The 18,928-nt window shown below is 64.0% G+C and carries 19 protein-coding genes, 2 tRNA genes and 1 pseudogene; 8 read left to right on the top strand and 14 right to left on the bottom strand.

The window, feature by feature from the left end; all coding sequences use genetic code 11:
- Positions 1-14 precede the first annotated feature (14 nt).
- Positions 15-1,448 (top strand): carboxyl transferase domain-containing protein, encoded by a 1,434-nt coding sequence (locus tag ABZ677_RS06060; RefSeq protein WP_037192988.1) that lies wholly within the window; start codon positions 15-17, stop codon positions 1,446-1,448.
- Positions 1,449-1,590: 142 nt separating this feature from the next.
- On the opposite strand, the gene ABZ677_RS06055 is transcribed toward ABZ677_RS06060, so the two are convergent.
- From ABZ677_RS06055 to ABZ677_RS06045, 3 genes are all read right to left on the bottom strand, one after another.
- Positions 1,591-2,037: a cold shock domain-containing protein gene (locus ABZ677_RS06055; RefSeq protein WP_037192990.1), complete on the bottom strand. Its 447-nt coding sequence runs from the start codon at positions 2,035-2,037 to the stop codon at positions 1,591-1,593.
- 91 nt (positions 2,038-2,128) lie between these two features.
- Complete coding sequence (locus ABZ677_RS06050; protein ID WP_037192992.1) at positions 2,129-2,641, bottom strand: DUF3145 domain-containing protein; 513 nt, start codon at positions 2,639-2,641, stop codon at positions 2,129-2,131.
- 144 nt (positions 2,642-2,785) lie between these two features.
- Positions 2,786-3,589 (bottom strand): serine hydrolase domain-containing protein, encoded by an 804-nt coding sequence (locus tag ABZ677_RS06045; protein ID WP_358367418.1) that lies wholly within the window; start codon positions 3,587-3,589, stop codon positions 2,786-2,788.
- 67 nt (positions 3,590-3,656) lie between these two features.
- Here ABZ677_RS06045 and ABZ677_RS06040 point away from each other — a divergent pair, with 67 nt between their 5' ends.
- From ABZ677_RS06040 to ABZ677_RS06030, 3 genes are all read left to right on the top strand, one after another.
- The gene (locus ABZ677_RS06040; RefSeq protein ID WP_358367415.1) at positions 3,657-5,810 is read left to right on the top strand and encodes a molybdopterin-dependent oxidoreductase; all 2,154 of its coding nucleotides are present in this window, start codon (positions 3,657-3,659) and stop codon (positions 5,808-5,810) included.
- A gap of 69 nt (positions 5,811-5,879) precedes the next feature.
- Positions 5,880-5,953: transfer RNA gene (locus ABZ677_RS06035), tRNA-Ile, on the top strand.
- Between the two features lie 344 nt (positions 5,954-6,297).
- On the top strand, positions 6,298-7,221 hold the full coding sequence (locus tag ABZ677_RS06030) for a GGDEF domain-containing protein (RefSeq protein WP_358367412.1): 924 nt from the start codon (positions 6,298-6,300) through the stop codon (positions 7,219-7,221).
- A gap of 178 nt (positions 7,222-7,399) precedes the next feature.
- Here the strand turns inward: ABZ677_RS06030 and ABZ677_RS06025 are convergent, their stop codons facing one another.
- From ABZ677_RS06025 to ABZ677_RS06010, 4 genes are all read right to left on the bottom strand, one after another.
- The gene (locus tag ABZ677_RS06025; RefSeq protein WP_358367410.1) at positions 7,400-8,014 is read right to left on the bottom strand and encodes an EI24 domain-containing protein; all 615 of its coding nucleotides are present in this window, start codon (positions 8,012-8,014) and stop codon (positions 7,400-7,402) included.
- A complete protein-coding gene (locus tag ABZ677_RS06020) occupies positions 8,011-8,364 on the bottom strand; it encodes a hypothetical protein (protein ID WP_358367407.1) in 354 nt (117 codons plus the stop codon). The genes ABZ677_RS06025 and ABZ677_RS06020 overlap by 4 nt, the downstream gene beginning before the upstream one ends.
- The gene (locus tag ABZ677_RS06015) at positions 8,361-10,151 is read right to left on the bottom strand and encodes a TIGR03767 family metallophosphoesterase (protein WP_358367404.1); all 1,791 of its coding nucleotides are present in this window, start codon (positions 10,149-10,151) and stop codon (positions 8,361-8,363) included. The genes ABZ677_RS06020 and ABZ677_RS06015 overlap by 4 nt, the downstream gene beginning before the upstream one ends.
- Before the next feature lie 106 nt (positions 10,152-10,257).
- Entirely contained in the window at positions 10,258-10,725 is a 468-nt protein-coding gene (locus ABZ677_RS06010) for a universal stress protein (RefSeq protein ID WP_037193006.1), read from the bottom strand.
- Positions 10,726-10,839: 114 nt separating this feature from the next.
- Between ABZ677_RS06010 and ABZ677_RS06005 the strand changes: the two genes are divergently transcribed.
- A complete protein-coding gene (locus ABZ677_RS06005; RefSeq protein WP_358367401.1) occupies positions 10,840-11,568 on the top strand; it encodes a GAF and ANTAR domain-containing protein in 729 nt (242 codons plus the stop codon).
- A 9-nt stretch (positions 11,569-11,577) separates the two neighbouring features.
- Here ABZ677_RS06005 and ABZ677_RS06000 read toward each other — a convergent pair whose 3' ends face one another.
- The 3 genes from ABZ677_RS06000 to ABZ677_RS05990 form a co-directional block, all read right to left on the bottom strand.
- On the bottom strand, positions 11,578-13,044 hold the full coding sequence (locus tag ABZ677_RS06000; protein ID WP_358367398.1) for a DHA2 family efflux MFS transporter permease subunit: 1,467 nt from the start codon (positions 13,042-13,044) through the stop codon (positions 11,578-11,580).
- A 52-nt stretch (positions 13,045-13,096) separates the two neighbouring features.
- Entirely contained in the window at positions 13,097-13,249 is a 153-nt protein-coding gene (locus tag ABZ677_RS05995; protein ID WP_155292937.1) for a hypothetical protein, read from the bottom strand.
- A 74-nt stretch (positions 13,250-13,323) separates the two neighbouring features.
- Positions 13,324-13,791, bottom strand: coding sequence for an NUDIX domain-containing protein (locus ABZ677_RS05990; RefSeq protein WP_037193010.1), 468 nt, complete (start codon positions 13,789-13,791; stop codon positions 13,324-13,326).
- A gap of 16 nt (positions 13,792-13,807) precedes the next feature.
- Between ABZ677_RS05990 and ABZ677_RS05985 the strand changes: the two are divergent.
- Positions 13,808-13,951, top strand: a pseudogene (locus ABZ677_RS05985) (short-chain dehydrogenase/reductase); the annotation flags it as partial.
- 7 nt (positions 13,952-13,958) lie between these two features.
- Here ABZ677_RS05985 and ABZ677_RS05980 read toward each other — a convergent pair.
- Positions 13,959-14,636 (bottom strand): VOC family protein, encoded by a 678-nt coding sequence (locus ABZ677_RS05980; RefSeq protein ID WP_358367394.1) that lies wholly within the window; start codon positions 14,634-14,636, stop codon positions 13,959-13,961.
- Between the two features lie 96 nt (positions 14,637-14,732).
- Between ABZ677_RS05980 and ABZ677_RS05975 the strand changes: the two genes are divergently transcribed.
- A complete protein-coding gene (locus ABZ677_RS05975; protein WP_358367391.1) occupies positions 14,733-15,374 on the top strand; it encodes a ScbR family autoregulator-binding transcription factor in 642 nt (213 codons plus the stop codon).
- Here ABZ677_RS05975 and ABZ677_RS05970 read toward each other — a convergent pair.
- Both ABZ677_RS05970 and ABZ677_RS05965 read right to left on the bottom strand, forming a co-directional pair.
- Entirely contained in the window at positions 15,352-16,266 is a 915-nt protein-coding gene (locus ABZ677_RS05970) for an AfsA-related hotdog domain-containing protein (RefSeq protein WP_094635525.1), read from the bottom strand. The two genes, ABZ677_RS05975 and ABZ677_RS05970, sit on opposite strands and share 23 nt — an antisense overlap.
- Before the next feature lie 270 nt (positions 16,267-16,536).
- Positions 16,537-16,609 (bottom strand) — tRNA-Asn (locus tag ABZ677_RS05965).
- Between the two features lie 138 nt (positions 16,610-16,747).
- Here ABZ677_RS05965 and ABZ677_RS05960 point away from each other — a divergent pair.
- Positions 16,748-16,993 (top strand): hypothetical protein, encoded by a 246-nt coding sequence (locus ABZ677_RS05960; RefSeq protein WP_032394749.1) that lies wholly within the window; start codon positions 16,748-16,750, stop codon positions 16,991-16,993.
- On the opposite strand, the gene dnaG is transcribed toward ABZ677_RS05960, so the two are convergent.
- Positions 16,990-18,906: a DNA primase gene (gene dnaG, locus ABZ677_RS05955; protein WP_317802984.1), complete on the bottom strand. Its 1,917-nt coding sequence runs from the start codon at positions 18,904-18,906 to the stop codon at positions 16,990-16,992. The genes ABZ677_RS05960 and dnaG overlap by 4 nt on opposite strands.
- Between the last annotated feature and the right edge of the window lie 22 nt (positions 18,907-18,928).

Genomic DNA, 18,928 nt, shown 5'->3' with positions numbered 1-18,928 from the left:
AAGAAGGACAAGCGATGACTATTCTGGCCCCAGTCACACGATCCGGTACGTCCACCGATCCCCGCGATCCACTCGCCCGCCTCGAGAATCTGTTCGACGCCGGAACCACAGTGCCGCTGCACGATCGGGACAAATCCGGCATCCTCGCAGCATCCGGTGAGATCGACGGCGTCCACACCATCGCGTATTGCTCCGACGCCACCGTCATGGGCGGTGCCATGGGCGTCGACGGCTGCAAGCACATCGTCGCCGCCATCGACACGGCCATCGAGCAGCGCGCTCCGATCGTCGGCGTCTGGCATTCCGGAGGTGCTCGCCTCGCCGAGGGCGTCGAAGCCCTCCATGCCGTCGGTCTCGTCTTCGAGGCCATGGTTCGAGCATCCGGCCTCGTCCCCCAAGTTTCCGTCGTCCTCGGCTTCGCAGCCGGCGGCGCCGCCTACGGTCCTGCGTTGACCGACGTCGTCATCATGGCTCCCGAGGGACGTGTGTTCGTCACCGGTCCCGACGTCGTCCGCAGCGTCACCGGTGAGCAGGTCGACATGGCCTCGCTCGGCGGCCCCGACACCCACCACAAGAAGTCCGGCGTGTGCCACATCGTCGCCGACAGCGAGATGGACGCGTTCACCCGCGCCCGCCGCTTGGTGTCCATGTTCTGCGAGCAGGGCGAATTCGACATCGCAGCCGCCGAGCACGGAGACACCGATCTTCGGGCTCTGATGCCCGAATCCAACCGTCGCGCATACGATGTCCACCCGATCGTCCACGAGTTGCTGGACAACGTCGAAGGGGAATCGACCTTCGAGGAGTTCCAGGGCGGCTGGGCCCGCAGCATCGTCATCGGCCTCGGCCGCATCAGCGGCCGCACCGTCGGCGTCATCGCCAACAACCCCATTCGTCTCGGCGGTTGCCTCAACTCCGAAAGTGCCGAGAAGGCAGCCCGTTTCGTGCGCCTGTGCGACGCATTCGGCATCCCGCTGATCGTGGTCGTCGACGTTCCCGGATACCTGCCCGGCGTCAGCATGGAATGGGAAGGCGTCGTCCGCCGCGGAGCGAAACTGTTGCATGCTTTCGCCGAAGCCAAGGTTCCCCGTGTCACCCTGGTGACGCGCAAGATCTACGGCGGCGCATACATCGCCATGAACGCTCGCGCACTCGGTGCCACTGCTGTGTACGCCTGGCCCGGCTCCGAAGTCGCCGTGATGGGCGCGAAGGCAGCCGTCGGCATCCTGCACAAGAAGGCCCTCGCGGCCGCTCCCGAGGAGGAGCGTGAGGCACTGCACGATCGCCTCACCGTCGAGCACGAGAACATCGCCGGCGGCGTCGAGCGTGCCGTCGCCATCGGAGTCGTCGACGAGGTCATCGAGCCGAGCAAGACCCGCAGCACGGTTGCCAAGGCTCTCGCGGCAGCCCCCGCGGCGCGCGGCAACCACAAGAACATTCCGCTCTGATCGTCACTGCGTCCCACCGCCTCGTGTGGTGTCACCCCAGCCCCGGTTGGGATCAATGCGACTCCGAGGCGCTCTGAGTGCAACAAAGCCGCATCCATCCGGAACCGAACGGGCTCCCACAACGGACAGGCGAACTACAGCGTCAGTTCTCGATCCACTTGTGGTCGTGAGCCAATCGCAGCATCGCTGATCGAATGTCGAGGATCTGCGCTGCGGTCACTGTTCCGTTGGCCGTCAGCAGCGCCTCGGTCACTTCGGCAGTGAAGTCCGCCTCGGAGAGCACGTCGCAGATGACATCTTCGAGCTGCTGGTGTTCGCTGACCGGAACGTCGTGGAACGGCACGTCGGGCTTGCGCCGGGTGACCAGCGCGGTCGATGCGGGACTGTCGATGATCTGCACCTGAGTGGCCTTGAGACCACGGTCGCCGTCGACGGCCACGTATTCGACGCGAACCCCCGGTGCCAACAGCCTCTTGTCGAAATCCAGATCGTTGACGTGAATGAACACGTCCTCGCCGCCCTCGTCCGGCGCTACGAATCCGTACCCCTTGAACTCGTCGAATCGAATCACTTTTCCGGTCGACAACATAGAACTCACCACTCCACGGTCGTTCCCACATGCCTACCCCAGGCACGAACGCGAAACTACCGCGGCTCCGAACCCCCAGCAACTCCCACGACTAGCCGACGTTGCGGCTCAACCACGTCACTTCGGCTCCGGCACCACCGGTGCGGTACGGCTCGAGGGCGGCGTCCCAGTCCGATCCGAGAGCGTGCTCCACGGCCGCGGTGAAGTTGCCCTGGTTGTTCTCCATGAGGGCGCGCAGCCGCATCTCGCCGAGCACCACGTCCCCGTTCGCGCTAGTCGTTCCGCGCCACAGGCCCAACCCTGGCACGTGCGAGAACCGTTCACCGTCGACGCCTTCGCTGGCATCCTCGGTCACCTCGTACCGCAGCATCTGCCACGAGCGCAGAATGCCGGCCAGCTTCGCTCCGGTACCGACCGGGCCCACCCAGTCGGTGGTGGCACGCAGCTGCCCGTCGGAGGCGGGCTGCGCAGACCACTTCAAATTCGCACGGCAATCAAGGGCGTCGGTCAACGCCCATTCGACGTGCGGGCACAGCGCAGCGGGCGACGAGTGGATGTACACAACACCCGACGTCGCTTCTGCGAACTGATTCGATCCACGCATTGCACTACCTCCAGCTTCGACGAGGGACGTCTTCCCCAACGACCTCGACATGCTTCGGCTGGCTGCAGTGAATCAACACGTATGTGTACTAGTGTGCCCCGAGTTACCCCTGTTGCGCCAGTGCAATCTGTGAACGGGCGGAGTTCACCCTGCCAGGACGGCGTCGGACAGTTCGGGCCACAGCGGTTTCGCCCAGTCCCCGAAGGCTCGATCGGTCAACACCACACACGCGGTCCGTACGGCCGGATCCACCCACAGGAACGTTCCGGCCTGACCGAAGTGACCGAACGTGGCCGACGAGTTGGTGCTTCCGGTCCAGTGCGGGGTCTTCTCACCGCGCAGCTCGAACCCGAGCCCCCAGTCGCAGGGCTTGTGCGATCCGTAGCCGGGCACGATCCCGTTCAGACCCGGAAACTGCACATCTGTCGCCGCGGAGAAGGTCTGCGACGCGAGGAGCGTGGGCTGCAACAGCTCTGCTGCAAATTTCTTCAGGTCCGCCAGGGTGGAGCTGGCACCGTGGCCCGCCGAACCCGGTAGTGCGGTGTTCGTCATCTGCAGTGGCCGGCATACGCCCTCGTCGAGGTAGTCGGGGAAGGCGATGCCTGCCTCGGTTTCGATCAGTTCGGCCAGCACCTCGAATCCGGCGCTCGAGTAGATCCGCTTGGTGCCGGCCGGTGCCTGGACTGTGCGGTCGCCGAATGCCAACCCCGACGCGTGCGCCAGCAGATGCCGAACCGTCGACCCTTCCGGTCCTGCGGGTTGATCGAGTTCCACTGCGCCTTCCTCGACGGCGACGAGCACGGCGTACGCACTGAGCAGTTTGGTGACCGAGGCCAGCTCGTAGACGCGGTCGGTATCGCCGACCTCCTCACGAACTCCGGAGTCGGTGACGACTGCTGCACTGACATGGTCGACGGGCCAGGAGGACGTGAGATCGAGGGTGGTCACGATTGACGAGCCTAATTGTCTGTCGATGACGGTGCCCCGGTCCCCCGCCGGGCTACGCTCGCAGCACATGAGTGGGAGGAATGCGATGTCGGTTGTGTATGGATCGTGCAATCTGTGCGAAGCGATCTGTGGGCTTGAGTTCACGGTGGAGAACGATGCGGTGACGGCCATCCGCGGTGACGAGAAGGACCCTCTCTCGCGCGGCCACATCTGCCCGAAGGCCCTGTCGCTGATCGATCTGCACGCCGATACGGACCGACTCACCACACCGGTCAAACGTGTGGGTGAGAAGTGGGAGAAGATCGGCTGGGACGAGGCCTACGACCTCGTGATCGACGGTCTGATCTCGACCCGCAAGAAGCACGGCCGCAATGCCGTCGGCATCTATCAGGGCAACCCCAACGTGCATTCGATGGGTGCCATGACCCACGGCATTCCTTTCACCTCGCTCCTGCGGACGCGTAATCGATACTCCGCCACGTCGTTGGATCAACTCCCGCATCAGCTCGTCGACCACCTGCTGTACGGGCACCAACTGCTGCTGCCGATCCCGGACATCGATCGAACCGACTTCTTCCTCGTCCTCGGCGGCAACCCGATGGCGTCGAACGGCAGCATGATGACCGTCCCCGATTTCGCCAAGAGAGCGCGGGCATTGCGTAAACGCGGCGGCCGCCTGGTCGTGGTCGATCCACGCAGGACCGAAACCGCGGACATCGCGGACACACACCTGTTCGTTCGCCCCGGCACCGACGCACTGCTGCTGCTCGCGATGATCCACACCATCGTCGCCGACGGCACCGTGACCGTGGCCGACTACGTCGACGGGGCCGATCGGCTCGCGGATCTCGTCGCAGAATTCACACCGGAATCCGTCGCTCCGGTCGTCGGTATCGCTGCGGAGGAGATCTCGACCCTGGCACGTGATTTCGCCTCGGCGAAGTCCGCGGTGGCATACGGCCGAATGGGGGTCTCGACCCAGCAGTTCGGCACCGTGTGCCAGTGGGCGATTCAGGTGCTGAACATCATCACGGGGAATCTGGATCGCCCCGGCGGTGCCATGGTGACCGATCCCGCGATCGATCTGATCAAGCAGGGCATCGTCGGCCGCGGCCATTTCGACAAGTGGCGCAGTCGCGTTCGCAACCTGCCCGAGTTCGCGGGCGAATACCCCTGTTCGACGCTCGTCGACGAAATCACCACCGAGGGCAAGGATCAGATCCGCGCGATGGCGATCCTGTCCGGCAATCCGGTGTTGTCGATGCCCGGTGGCACCACCTTGAACGATGCGTTCGCAGGTCTCGATTTCATGGTGTCGTTCGACTTCTACATCAACGAGACCTCGCGTCATGCACACGTGATTCTGCCGCCGACGATGTCTCTCGAACGCGACCACTACGATCTGATCTTCAACTCCTTCGCGGTCCACAACACCGCCAAGTACATGCCGGCCGTCCTTCCCAAGAAGGCTGGGGCAAAGCATGATTGGGAGATCTTCCGGGATCTGTCGCTCCGCTACAAGAGCCGGATGGCCGGTTCGACGGTCGGTCGACTGAAGTCACGATTGACCCCCAAGAGCGTGATCAGCGAGGCACGCCTGCGACTGTCCCCCGCCCGCACCCTGGACATCCTGCTCCGCAGTCAACGAAAAGGACTGTCGCTCAAGAAGCTTCGAGCCAACCCACACGGTGTCGATCTCGGACCGCTGCGTCCCGGCTTCCCGCAGAAGCTGAAGACTCGGGACAAGCGAGTACAGCTGATTCAGGACATCGTTGTGACCGAACTCCCCGCATTGGTGGACCTGATGCATTCGAGCGCCGTTCCGACCGGCGATGAACTGTTGCTGATCGGTCGGCGACACCTACGCAGCAACAACTCGTGGATGCACAACACCGCCCGGCTCACCAAAGGCAAAGCGCGACATCAGCTTCTGGCTCACCCGGACGACCTGGAACACCGCGGCATCGAGGACGGGGCGATGGTATCGGTGACCTCCGCCGCCGGGACCGTCGACATCGAGGTGGCGGCGTCGGAGAAGATGATGCCGGGAGTGGTGAGCATGCCGCATGGGTTCGGACATCAGCGCCCCGGCGTGGAGCTGTCCGTTGCCACGACGGTGACCGGCCCCAGTGTCAACGACATCACCGACCCGAGCCGCGTCGACGCCGTATCGGCGAACGCGATCCTCAACGGCGTACCGGTGCAGGTCCGGGCGAAATAGCTGCCCCGATGCACCGACGAGGCTGCGTGATTCTGTACGATTCTGCAGGCTCGTACCTGGTACGGGCATGGGGCGGTAGCTCAGTCGGTTAGAGCCGTGGACTCATAATCCATTGGTCGCGGGTTCGAGCCCCGCCCGCCCCACACCCGGTTGGCCTGCCTGTCAGGTCGGCGAGCCTCAGAAGCCGCAACCAGCTCGGACGCCCGAGAATCGCCGTTGGTTTCCCGGTTGACCACTGTGGTTCGACTTGTCGAAGAACAGACCATTTTTGGGCAACGTTGTCGTCGGCGCAGGATCGCGGATTCTGCACGGTGCGATCCCGACAGCCGAGGATGGTCGGATAAGTTCCAGAGTGACATCGTCGACCGTATTTCGGCGCACTCGACGAGCCCGCGTCTCGTGAGGCATGTTCTTGCCGTGTGTGGCGTTGCTTACTGACCGGTAGTATTTTGTTCGCGGCAATTCCCGTCGGTTTACCCTTGGCAAGGTGGAGGCACGTGGAAGCGAGGGTGTGCCACGGATAGGTAGCGCGCAGCAGATCGTCGCCGCTATCCCACTTCCCGCGCTCGTTCACGACACCGGTTTTCACATCCTGGCCGTCAACACCGCGTGCCGAATGTCGGCGAACCTATCCCGCACATACAGCGACACCCGCGACGTCTTTGCCTTCGTGCACCCAACGGAGCACGCCCAGATCCGGGCCGTATCAGAGGATCTACTGAGTAACTTCGCTCGAACAGGGGAATCGTCGCAGACGCCGGTCTCCGCGATGCGACGGCTCCACCAAGACGACGACGTGTCGGTGTCGTGCTGGACGCATACCGGACTCGCGGTGATCGACGGCGTGCCTCTCATCGTCGTTGCCCTGGATCTTGCGAATCCTATTGTCCGTGAGGCACGAACGTGGCGAGAGCTCGCAGAACGCGACGACCTGACCGGGCTGTACCGTCGCAACGTGGCAGTCTCGGTCATCGACGATTGGCTTGCGGCCGGCGACGAAGTAATGGTGATGTTTGCCGATGTCGATCATTTCAAGCAGGTCAACGACGGCTACGGCCATGCCGCCGGAGACGCAGTACTGTCCGCGATCGCCGACCGACTTCACGCCCTGTCGCACGACGACAGAATCGTCTGCCGGTATGCGGGTGATGAGTTCCTGATCGCTTCCCGCCCATCCGTGTGGACCCACCGAGGCTTCGTCTGGCAGTTCGACGAACAGCGTTACCTACACGACTACATCGCAGCGGCGGCAGAGGCAGCAACGCACCCCCTTGGGATCGATGGGCATCAGCGTGTATCGATAAGCACCGGTGAGGCACGACGACGACCCGCCGATTCAGCCGCGACGCTCATTCATCGGGCCGATACCGCGATGTATCGGAACAAGGCACATCGCGTGCGGGAGCGATGAGCTCGGCAACCGACACGCAGCCTTCGAGTGTCCCGTCGAGCGATCGTGTATTCGACATGATCCACCGTCGGATGTCGGATTCTGAAGGATCCAGGGCGGTCAGCGAACCGATCTCGACGATCGCCCGCGACGTGGGGTACGTGGCGATCGAACGTGTCATCGGCGTCCCACCCGACGGCTACCGCCGCTCGGCGACGTCGGACTCCACTTCGTAGCGGACCGCCCGACGATACAACCGCGACCAATACACCAACAGCACAGCAGCATTCGCCCCGAACCACACCCACGTGAGAAGCGCCGCCACCACGCCGGTGACGAAGAAACCCAGTACCAGTGCCACGACCCAAGCGAGGACGAAGGCCAGAATCGTGACGACAGCCGCGACTGCGCACCGCCCCGGCGACTGCCGGACCGTAGCCGACGCCGCGCGGAACGGATGCCGTTGCCCGTCGGCCACGCCCGGAAGTATCAGCAGCGCAACCAGAATGACGATGATCGGGAGCAGCGGGAAAAGAATTGCCAGCGCAACGGCCACCCCGGTCAACGCCACGCACCACACCAGGACACGCGGCCGTCTCCATGCCCGACTCAGCGCACCACGCGCATTGCTGTCCACCACATCGAGTGCCGTCGATGCGGTGATCCACAGGGCGAGTACCACCGCGGCAGCAGAAGCCAAAAGCAGTGCCGCAAACCCGACAGAAGACGTGGGTACGGGATCGCCCAGGACTGTCAGCGCCTGAACCAGAGCCGACACGACCGCCACGAGGGCAAGAACACCGACCCCTCTCACGGCACACCGACCGTCGAGTTGCGATCGAGCACATCCTGCACGGATCCCGAATAGAGAACCTCCGTACCGACCTTCACCTCGACGGTGCTCGCGTCGTCGGATGTGGCCGAACCGGTAATCGCCTCGTTGTCGGTTGTCTCCCCGGCACATTCGATATCGGCCCCGGTACCCGAGCACACCGGCGCGACCAGTATCTCGATTCCCTTCTCCAACAGAACGTCGTTGACGGCGTAGCGCAGATTTCCGAGCTCGGCACCGCCGACCGGGGCGAGCGCTGCGGTCTGCGAGCACCCCGCGCACGCCACGACGATCGCAGACACCAGCAGAGCCACTCTGTGACTACCGTTCATCGGCCCTGCCTCGTCTCGTAGGCGATCAGTCTCGCGTGCTCGTCGAGGTGTTGTTGCTCGAGCGCAGCGTCGGTGATGGTGCTCAGGTCGAACGGAGCCGGAAGGAGCAGTTCGGTGTTGCGGTCCAGGCGCGATCCTCGACGCATCAGTGGATTCTCGGCCCAGTCGTTGGCCGCCAACTCTCGGCTACGCGACGCCAGATCCAGGTAGCTTCCGCTGTTTCCCGGCGTGACCGGAGATGCGTGGTCGAGCACCGTGGTGAACAGCGACAGGGTTCCGTCCCGGTTGTCGACGATCTCGACCACTTGCTGCTGCTGCGGGAAATCGATGCACGACGCGGTCGTGATCTCCCAGAATCCGCGGCCGTCTCGCGAGTGCGCCAGGATCTGATTCTGGTGGGTGTGGCCGTTGAGCCAGCCGATCACCACCGGATACTTCAGCAGCAGATCGATGAATTCGTCTGCGCCGTAGAGCTTCACCGATTGCCCAGGCCTCTGTGCTCGGTTCTCCAGTGTGAGGCTGTTGTGGTGCGTGTAGATCAGCACGAGCTTGTTCTCGGCCTGCGCCCGCTCCAATTGCTGGGTGAGCCACTCGAATTGGTTCTCCGGAACCGCACCGTCGGGCCCGGCGACAGCGTTGCAGGTGTCGAGACCGAACGTGCGGATGTTCGGGGTGGGGTCTGCCGTCCACCAGGTCTCGCCCGAATCGAGGTTGTGTTGGGTGAAGCCGTGACCGATCGGACCCGGTGTCGGCGTGGTCTCGAAGTGCTCCTGCATGAACTCGCGTTGTTCGAACAGGTACCGCGACGGATCGGCCGAGACTGCGCGAAACCCCGGTCGCGCACCGGATCCGACGCCCAGAGCATCGACCATTCGCTGCAGCGGACTGGCCGTCGACGCGTAGCCGGCCAGAGCCGACGTAGCCGTCGCCTCGAGGGAGTACGCCTTGCGACCCCCGACGGCGAGCGCATGCAGTTGCGAGGACAGATCGAAGGTGCCGAGCAGCAGCGTGTCGTGGTTGCCGTACACCGAATACCACGGCACCGGCAGCCCCACCGATTCCACGGTGCCCGACATCGCCTGGTCGAGGAGGTCGGGAAGCGTCGGGAATCCGTAGTCGCCGAACGACCCTCCCGACGGATCACCGGGCCGATAGGCCCACTGCGCCTCCGGCCAGGCCTGAACACCCTCGAACACGTCCGCCGCCCCGCTCGTCGGCCGAACCGGAACGCCGTCGAGAACATCGATGTACCAGCGCAGTTCGAGATGAGAATGCATGTCGGCACTGTCTCCGGTGACCACCGCAGCCCCCATCGGCGCGCCGGTGACCGGGCTGATCCGAGCGTCCGCGAACGCCTTCACCATCGCCGCGGTGACGTGCACGGTCAGCGGATCCTGCGGATGGAACGCCGAGCCCCAGGCGGCGTGGTCGGAAACGATCATGGGCTCGATCCGTCCGGGCGACTGCGCATCGATGACGTGCATGTCCGAGAGGTGCCCGAGGTAGAGCAACGACCGTCGAGATTGCACCCTCGACGGACTCGGCGCTCGTCCGAGAACGTCCAGGCGAGCAACGTACGGCTCTCCCGGACCGGCAGCGAGCACGCGGTACTTCCCCGGCCCGGTCGAGGTTCGCAGGATCGTCTGCGCGAGTGTTCCGGTCCCGTCCGCCTCCACAGGCTGGGCGTGCGCAACAAGAGCCTGACCCAGCACGTGGGGCGCGATTCCCCACGCCGCCGCCAGAGCCCCTACTCGAGCTATGAATTGTCGACGCGACAGCCCAGCCATGGAACTCCTCGGATCCTCGAGAACGGCACCACGTGCGCCTCGCATCCGACGAGGTGACTGCCTATTTTTACAGGGCGGACGGCAGACAGGCTCGATTTCGGATCGTTCAGGGCACCACGGTCACCGGCCAGCGGCCCGCTTTGACCAACCGCACCGCCACCGAACCGGCGATTCGATGCCCCGCGTTCTCGGACGCTCCCACGACGACGGCGTCGGTGCGCAATTGCTCTGCCACGGCGATCAGCCCGTTGTACGGGTCACCTTGCGCGGTCCGGAACTCCCACCGCACGTGCTCCCGATCCCCGAATCGTGCCGCAGAGGTTCGGACATAGTCGAGCAACTCGTCGGCGATCTGCTGGCCGGTTTCGACAAGTGAGATGCCGGCCTGGCCCCACGACGCCGTCGCAATGGGCTGCACGTACACCAGCACCAGCAGCGACCGCTGCCTACGAGCGAGTCCTGCCGCATAGGCAGCCGCGCGCCAGGAGGAATCGGAACCGTCGACCCCTACGACGATCGACTTCGGACCGTCGTGGCCGTACTCGAAACCGGTGGATCCTTGCGCATCGCTCACGACCTGAGGCTACTGCCGGTACCCGCATGTTCGAACACCCCATCCCGTGGCGGTACGGTTGGTTCACTTCGAGTGCCGGTCGCTCGAACACCGACACTGGACGGGAGTAGCCAAGTGAACGAAGTCACGCAGCACGACGGCCCGTCGACGGATCCGGCTACAGTGTTCGCCGCTCTGGCCGACATCGTGTATCGAGGCAGCAGCGCCGAGGCGATCTACACTGCGATCTGCAACGCCGCGGTGCTGATCGTCCCCCACTGCGATCACGCGAGCCTGATGCTGATGCTGATGCGCCACGGAAAGCCCGTCACCGTCGCCGCCTCGGACGACATCGCGCGCATTGTCGACGATATCGAGCGCGCTACCGGCGAAGGTCCCTGCCTGGACGCGATCACCAGCGAGGCAGCGCAGCTCGAAGCCGACTTCCGAACACCCACCCAGTGGCCCGCGATGGCTCGCGGTGTGTTGAACCGCACGCCGGTGCGAGGTGCCATGGGATTTCGGCTCAACGTGGACGATCAGAAGGTCGGCGCGCTCAATTTGTTCACGGACAAGCCAGGTGTGTTCGACACCGACAGTGCGAGCAAGGCGATCATTCTGACGGCATTCACGGCGGTCACCGTTGCTGCGGTCATGAACGGTCAGGAGGCGTCGACTCTGCGTGACGGGCTCGAGAGCAACCGTGAGATCGGCAAGGCCATCGGCCTGATCATGGCTCTGCACGATGTGTCCGGCGACGAGGCGTTCGCCCTACTGCGTAAGTCTTCTCAGGACCTGAACGTCAAGATTGCCGACCTCGCAGCAACCGTCGTCGATCGGCACAGCAAGGGCCTGTCCTCCTGAGCGGTACGCTCAGTGCCCGCTCTGGACTTTCTTGGGGAGCGCGAACACCAACGCCAGTGCGACCACACTGAACGCTGCGCTCACGGCCATCGCCATCGCCGCGCCGTGCAGAAAGCCGGATCCGACGGTGTCGGGGCCGGTGATGTTCAGAGATCCGAACAGCACGCTGCCGATGACGGCGATACCGATCGCCGAGCCGACGCGCTGCATGGTGGAGATGACCCCGCTCGCTGCTCCCGCGTCGTCGCGATCGACGGTGGCGACGATGAACTGGGCGTTGGGTGCGATGAACGCGCCGTTGCCGAGACCCGCGATGAACAGTGGAACCATCAGCGTCCAGTGCGAGATCGTGTCGGCCGAGCTGGTCGCGAGGATGAACCACAGCCAGATCAGCCCGATCGAGACGAGCGACGCGCCGAGTATCAGGACGGTGCGACCGAGACGGATCGTCAGCCTGTTGCTCTGCGAGGCCGCGATTATGCTGCCGATCGCGAACGGTATGGACACCAGTCCCGATGCCAGGGCCGTGTTTCCGAGTCCGGTCTGCCACAGCAGCGAGATGGTGAAGAAGATGCTCGTGAAGGCGGCGAAGTAGACGAGCGCGAGGATCACGCCTCCGGTGAAGGCCGGACGGGTGAACAATCGAGGTGGCACCAACGGATTCTGTCCACGGCCGGTCCGAATCACTTCCCACCAGCCGAACAACGCGATGAGACCGACACCCGCGGCGATCGTCAGGTACGTCCACATGGGCCAGCCCAATTCCTGGCCCTCGATCAGCGGAACCAGCAGTGCGATGAGACCTGCGGAGATGAGTATCAGTCCGAGCCAGTCGATTCCGGGGCGCGCTGCCGGTTCGGCATCGGTCTTGCCCGGGAGCAGTACTGCAGCCGCGACGACACCGACGATTCCGATCGGCAGGTTGACCCAGAAGACGAGTCGCCAGCCGTTCTCGTCGCCGAAAGCCTGGATGATCAGACCGCCGACGATGGGACCGAGCGCAGTCGACACTCCGATGACCGCACCCATGATGGCGAATGCCTTGCCCCGCACCGGCCCTGGGAACAACAGTTGGATGAACGCGGTGACGGCGGGCACAAACATGCCGCCTGCCAAGCCCTGAACGACTCGCGCGACGACCAGTTGCAGATCGTCCTGAGCCAGACCACACGCGAAGCTCGCGACGGTGAAGAGGGCGAGACCGGTGAAGAACACCCATTTGTGGCCGATCCGGTCGCCCACCTTGCCCGCCGGTATGAGAGCCAATCCGAAGGCGAGGGCGTACCCCGAGATGATCCACGACAGAACCGATTCCGACGCCTCCAGCGTGGTACTGATCGTCGGTAGTGCCACGTTCACGATGGTGGTGTCCAGCAGGGCCATGAACATACCGAGCAGCAGAACCACGAGCGCTTTCCAGGCCCGCGCGGGTACCTCTGTCGCTGGTGGAGTTGCAGAGGCAATGCCGTCGGTCACTGAGCCGTCCTTTTTCGTTGTCGCCGAGCAGTATCGGCCGACCGATCCTCGGTCACTGTCCGATCATTGCCGTTGCGACAAAGACCCAGGACAGTCCGGTGGACAAGACCACGAACGCCGATGCCACTACTCGGCCGCCCCATACGGTCTCCACGAGAGCAGTCTCCGCGTGAGCAGTTGCGCCTGCCGTACCCGTAGGCGTCATGATCAATTTCCCACCCTGCATCCGCGACCCTCGTCATTTCCGGCCGGTGGATACCCCGGGAACCCGCGCCGAAACTACGGCGCTGCCACAACGGCCTCAAGTGCGTCCAGAAAGGGGTGCTGGGAGGCGAGCAACTTCGTTCTCGCCTGCGCCAGTGGGAACCACTCGACGCGGTCGACCTCGGGAAACGACTTCATGAGGCCGGATTTCGGGGGCCACTCGATCTCGAATGTGTTGCTCACCGCATTCGAGACATCCAGATCGGCCTCGACGCCGAACGCGGTGACGATCTTTCCGCCGCGCTGTGTGACGGTGCCCAGTTCGACGGGTTCTCCGGCCGGCACATCGCTGCCGACTTCCTCTCGAAATTCCCGCTGAGCCGCCGTCCAGGGATCTTCGCCATCGGTGATCAACCCTTTGACGATCGACCAGGCTCCCTCGTCCTTGCGCGCCCAGAACGGTCCGCCGGGGTGAGCGATCAGGACATCCGGGCCGTCGACACCGACGCGATACAACAGGATTCCCGCACTCGTATCGACCATTGCCTCAGCCTGCCATCGATTCGCGTTCGAAGGCTTTTCGGAGGCTCTCGCCGCGGAGGTGCGTCATCTCGGTATCGGGGTCACAATCGTCGAACCGGGCCCGTTCCGCACCGACGCGAGCGGACGGTCGATGCAATGGGGAACCCCTCTGGACGACTACAGGTGACTCACTCAGTCACGAACACACAGAACTCGTTGCCCTCCGGGTCCGCCATGACGGTCCATTCGATGTCCGAGTCCGGTCGCCGGAGCACCCGTGCGCCGAGTGATTCCAATTCGGCGATCGCGTCGACGAAGTCGACCTCGATGTCCCAGTGGACACGGTTCTTGCCGGTCTTGGCTTCGGGAACCTGGGCGAAGACCATCGACTCGAACGGCACTCCGGCAGCGCCCTCGATCGCGTGCCAGCCTTCCTCGCTGCCCTCGATCGTTCCGCCGAGTACCTGTGCCCACCAGCCGGCCAGAGTCTTCGCGTCGAGAGCGTCGACCACCAGTTCGTACATCCTGTAGGGGCCGACTTCCGGCCGGACGAAGGCGCAGAACTCCCCTCCGTCGGGATCGGCCATCACGCGCCAGCCGAAGTCACCCTGGGCGGAAACTGGTTTGGCACCGGGCAGTTCGGTCGTTGTCACGTGCACGTCCAGATGGACACGATTCTTGACTGCCTTGAACTCCGGTACCCGATTGACCCAGATTGTCTGTGTGGGCTCGACCCCGCTGAGCTTCACGATGTCGGGCGAGCCCGTACGAACGACACCGAGTCCGACGGTTGCGGACCAGAAGGTCACCATTGCCTCGAGATTCGTTGCATCGATACACAGATCCTTGAATCGCGCTGTAGTCACCGCGCCGATCGTACGCAGCCGGCGAGGACTATTTTGCAGCGCGAACGTCCTTCACTCCGCCGTGCCGCGAACCCGGGCAACAGTTATTGTCTACCGATGCAGGAGCGTGCAGCGTCCACCAGGCAGGCCGTACTCGAGGGGGCCGCCGCCAGTTTCGAGAAGTTCGGTTATGGCACAGCAAGTTTGAGCACCATCATCGCCCATGCCGGGGTCAGCAAAGGCGCGATGTACTTCCATTTCTCGTCCAAGGAAGATCTGGCGCAGGCAGTGATCGACGCGCAGCTGGCCATGGCGGCGAGTGCGAGCGCCCTCATCATCGAGCAGACGCCGAGAGCGTTGGACGCCCTGATCCTGGTGAGCAAGGAGCTGGGACGACAACTGCAGACCGACTCCATCGCCCGCGGGGGTATGCGGTTGACGCTGGAGTCGGCCATCGTGGACAGCCCCAATGCGCGCGCGTTCGAGGACTGGATCGGCAAGATGGGCGATCTGGCCGCACGTGCTCAGGCCGAGGGCGACATCGTCGACGGTATCGACGCACTCACGCTCGGTCGATACATCGTCGCGTCGTTCACCGGCGTGCAGACGGTATCGGAGATGTTGACCGGACGCGCCGATCTACAGCAACGGCTGACCGAGATGTGGCAGATGTTGCTGCCCTCGGTGGTGCCGCGTCGACGCCTCGCGCGGGTGACGACAGTGGCCGAAGACGCCCTTATCGACTGGAGCGATCGGTAGGGGCCAACCACGGTTCGGACGTCGTCGTGACGGACATCGCCGACAGCACCTCGCCGTCGTGCTCGAACTGAATGCGGAAGATGCCGTCGGTGGAGTCCGCGTCGACGATCACCGAGCACGGGTTGGTCCACTCGGCGAATCCCATGAACCTCACCTCGCAGGAGGTGAAATCCAGCGTCGGTGTTCCGGTCGCCAAGCGCAGAGCCTGACGGCCCGCCTCGAGCATCGTGACGCCCGGCAGGTACTCGACCGAATGGTCGAACATCGCCAGGTTGCGCGGATCCGGCGCCACAACGATGGTCCCGTCGGATGTGTGCCGTGCCAACACCACGTCGGACGGATCGAGACGTCCGACCGAGGACGGTGAGACCACCTCGGTTCCGGCCGGCAGGAAACGGAAGTGGGGGTCGGCAACGGTCGACTTGCGAAACTGCGAGTACACCTCGGGTCCGATGGTCCGGACCGACGCCGTCCCCGACGCGACGAGGTGGGTGCCGTTCAGGAGCCGGGCGGAGAGCTTCATGTTGTCCAGCGACTCGTTCTCGAACGTCACGTCGGTCGTGATCGACTCTGCGACAAGCGAATCGTCGATGTCGTCGACCGAGAGCGGGTCCAGGATCTCGAAGCGGGAGTGCTCGATGAACACCACATGATCGAGTGGAACGCCGTGGTTGACGTGACAGAAGAGGCTGATCGCTTGGCGCAGAGCCTCGGCCACCATCAACGAGTCGTGGGTTCGACGGACCGGCGCGAACATGCGATGCGACGTGGGGAACTGCACCGCCGCCCGATGCGTACCGTCGACGGTCTCGTAATCGGTCAACAGAACGTCGCCCGGCGACCTCCGATGCACGAGGTGCCGCGGAACTGTTGCTGCGTAACTCAAACTCATGAAGCCCCTTAAAACCGACCGACCCGGCTTTTTATAGCACTGTTGAGCCACCGGGATCGCTCGTTCAGTATGTCGCGGACGACCGACAAACCTGACATCGGTCGATGGGATTCATTCATTCGATATACAGAAATTGGCGTCACGATCTGTTAACTAACTCGAACTCTCGGTACCACATGTCCGGTACGTTCACGGGCCACGCCGGGGGGCTCGTGCGGCACACTCCCGACAGCAAAAATCCCCGCCCGGGCGAACCGAACGGGGACTGCGCTCCCCCACCTGGACTCGAACCAGGAACCCTTCGATTAACAGTCGAATGCTCTGCCAATTGAGCTATGGGGGATTACCTCGCGGCGTCACACTCTCGTGCGAGCCGTTGGAAACAATAGCGCACACCCCCTGCCGAGTACCAAATCGCCCTGCTCGAGGTTCGTCGGGCAAGATGGAAGAACAGCCGCACGCTCGAGGGAAGGACCTACTGATGATTCGTTTGGTACTGGCGGCTGGAGCTGCGTATGTGCTCGGTGCCAAGGCAGGACGTGGCCGGTACGAGCAGATTCGCAAGACTGCGAGCGCCGTCGCGTCGAGCCCGGCCACCAAGAAGGCGATCGAGGTCGGCCGCCAGAAGCTGTCCGATTCCCTGAACACTCAGCCCCGACTGGAGCCGATGAAGCCGATCGACGACGAGACCCAGGTCTTCGTTCCCCGCGATCAGCTGCGGCGCTAACCGACCTCGGCCACACTTCCGACGGCGAGCTCGAGCAGACTGCGGCGGTACTGCTCGAGGGCGATGAGGTCGCCGAACAACGCGTTGTAGTCGTCGGGCTTCTCCACCGGTGACATGCGCTGCAGTTTCGACTTGAGTTCGGCCACCTGTTGGCCGACCCACACTTCCTGGAGTCGCGCGAGTACGCCCGAGATGTAACGGGTGAGAGCGTCGTCGGCCACGCGCATCGGGTCGACGGCCAACTCGGTGACCAACGACACGACCACGGCATCCTTGGCCTGTTTGGCGACGGCGTCGACCCACTCCCCTCCGCCCAGTCCTGCAGCGGTGCCGCCGGCAGCGGCCACTGCGTCGCGCACGGCCGAGTACGCCGGGTGATGGAAGCTTTCGGGCGGGAGCGAATCGAACACCGTGCCTGCCATCGCAGGCATCTGCAGTACCGCCTTGAGGGCTTCGCGCTGCGGCCACAGAGACGGATCGGTTGGGTTGGGACGTGGAGGTCCCGTGGGGGCCTCCACGGGAGCAGCCTGACGCTTCTCGAACGGGACGCGTTTGCCGCTCGTGTCGCCCCGGGCACCCTTCTTCGCCTCGTCGCGAACCCGGGCCAGCACCATTGCGGTGTCGTCCCACCCGGTCCAGCCGGCCAACTGCCGTGCGTACTCGTCCCGCAGCGACGCATCCTTGATGCGGGCGACCACCGGAACGGTTCGCTTCAACGCCTCGACGCGCCCCTCGGGCGTGTCCAGATCATGTTCCCGCAGCAGTGATTTGACCACGAAGGCGAACATCGGGGTACGCCTGGCGACAAGATCGCGAACGGCGTTGTCGCCGGACTTCAAACGTAGGTCGCACGGGTCCATTCCGTCCGGAGCCACTGCGACGAACGTCTGACCGGCGATCTTCTGATCGCCCTCGAACGCCTTCATCGCGGCGGCCTGCCCGGCATCGTCTCCGTCGAAGGTGTAGATCACTTCGCCGCGAAAGTAGCTGTCGTCCATCATCAATCGGCGCAGCATCGCCAGGTGGTCCTCGCCGAACGCAGTGCCGCACGACGCCACTGCCGTCTTGACCCCAGCCAGGTGCATCGCCATCACGTCGGTGTAGCCCTCGACGATGACGGCCTGATGGGACTTCGCGATTTCCTTGCGTGCCAGGTCGAGACCGAACAACACCTGAGACTTCTTGTACAGCATGGTTTCCGGGGTGTTGATGTACTTACCCGGCATCGTGTCGTCGTCGAACAGTTTGCGTGCGCCGAAACCGATGACGTCACCGCTCTGACTGCGAATGGGCCACACCAACCGACGCCGAAAACGGTCGATCGGTGTCCCGCGCTTACCGGGTGTCGCCAGGCCGGCGTCGACGATCTCCTTGGCCTCGAAACCCTTGCCCAGCAGATGCTTGGTGAGGGTGTCCCAGCCGTCGGGTGCGTAACCACAGCCGTAGGCCAGGGCAGCGTGCCCATCGAAGTTGCGTTCGGTGAGGTAGTCGCGAGCAGCCTGGGCGTCGGGCCCGCTGAGCCTGCCCGCGTAGAACTCCTGCGCTGCCGCGTTCGCGGCGATCAGGCGCGCGCGGGTGCCGCGGTCGCGTTGAACCGACGGCCCTCCGCCCTCGTAGGAGATCGAGTAGTTCAACCGATCGGCCAGTTGCTCGACGGCCTCGACGAACGAGATGTGCTCGATCTTCTGCAGGAAGGAGTAGGCGTCACCGCCCTCGCCGCAGCCGAAGCAGTGATAGTGACCGTGGTTGGGGCGAACGTGGAACGACGGAGATTTCTCGTCATGGAAGGGGCACAACCCCTTCATGGAGTCGCCGCCCGCGCGCTTGAGAGAGACGTAGTCGCCGACTATGTCTTCGATCCGTGTGCGTTCGCGAATGGCGGCGATGTCGCGTTCAGGAATTCGGCCGGCCACGAAGGGCAGTCTAGTCCCGATC

Source organism: Rhodococcus sp. NPDC006774 (genome assembly GCF_040636045.1).
Lineage (GTDB): Bacteria > Actinomycetota > Actinomycetes > Mycobacteriales > Mycobacteriaceae > Rhodococcoides.
The sequence above is the reverse complement of the archived record's forward strand: the minus strand, read 5'-3'. Positions and strand labels throughout refer to the sequence as shown.

Coding starts and splice junctions, on each gene's coding strand:
- ABZ677_RS06060 (WP_037192988.1), top strand. CDS start 15: ATGACTATTCTGGCCCCAGTCACACGATCCGGTACGTCCACCGATCCC.
- ABZ677_RS06055 (WP_037192990.1), bottom strand. CDS start 2,037: ATGTTGTCGACCGGAAAAGTGATTCGATTCGACGAGTTCAAGGGGTAC.
- ABZ677_RS06050 (WP_037192992.1), bottom strand. CDS start 2,641: ATGCGTGGATCGAATCAGTTCGCAGAAGCGACGTCGGGTGTTGTGTAC.
- ABZ677_RS06040 (WP_358367415.1), top strand. CDS start 3,657: ATGAGTGGGAGGAATGCGATGTCGGTTGTGTATGGATCGTGCAATCTG.
- ABZ677_RS06020 (WP_358367407.1), bottom strand. CDS start 8,364: ATGAACGGTAGTCACAGAGTGGCTCTGCTGGTGTCTGCGATCGTCGTG.
- ABZ677_RS06015 (WP_358367404.1), bottom strand. CDS start 10,151: ATGGCTGGGCTGTCGCGTCGACAATTCATAGCTCGAGTAGGGGCTCTG.
- ABZ677_RS05995 (WP_155292937.1), bottom strand. CDS start 13,249: ATGACGCCTACGGGTACGGCAGGCGCAACTGCTCACGCGGAGACTGCT.
- ABZ677_RS05990 (WP_037193010.1), bottom strand. CDS start 13,791: ATGGTCGATACGAGTGCGGGAATCCTGTTGTATCGCGTCGGTGTCGAC.
- ABZ677_RS05975 (WP_358367391.1), top strand. CDS start 14,733: ATGCAGGAGCGTGCAGCGTCCACCAGGCAGGCCGTACTCGAGGGGGCC.
- ABZ677_RS05970 (WP_094635525.1), bottom strand. CDS start 16,266: ATGAGTTTGAGTTACGCAGCAACAGTTCCGCGGCACCTCGTGCATCGG.
- ABZ677_RS05960 (WP_032394749.1), top strand. CDS start 16,748: ATGATTCGTTTGGTACTGGCGGCTGGAGCTGCGTATGTGCTCGGTGCC.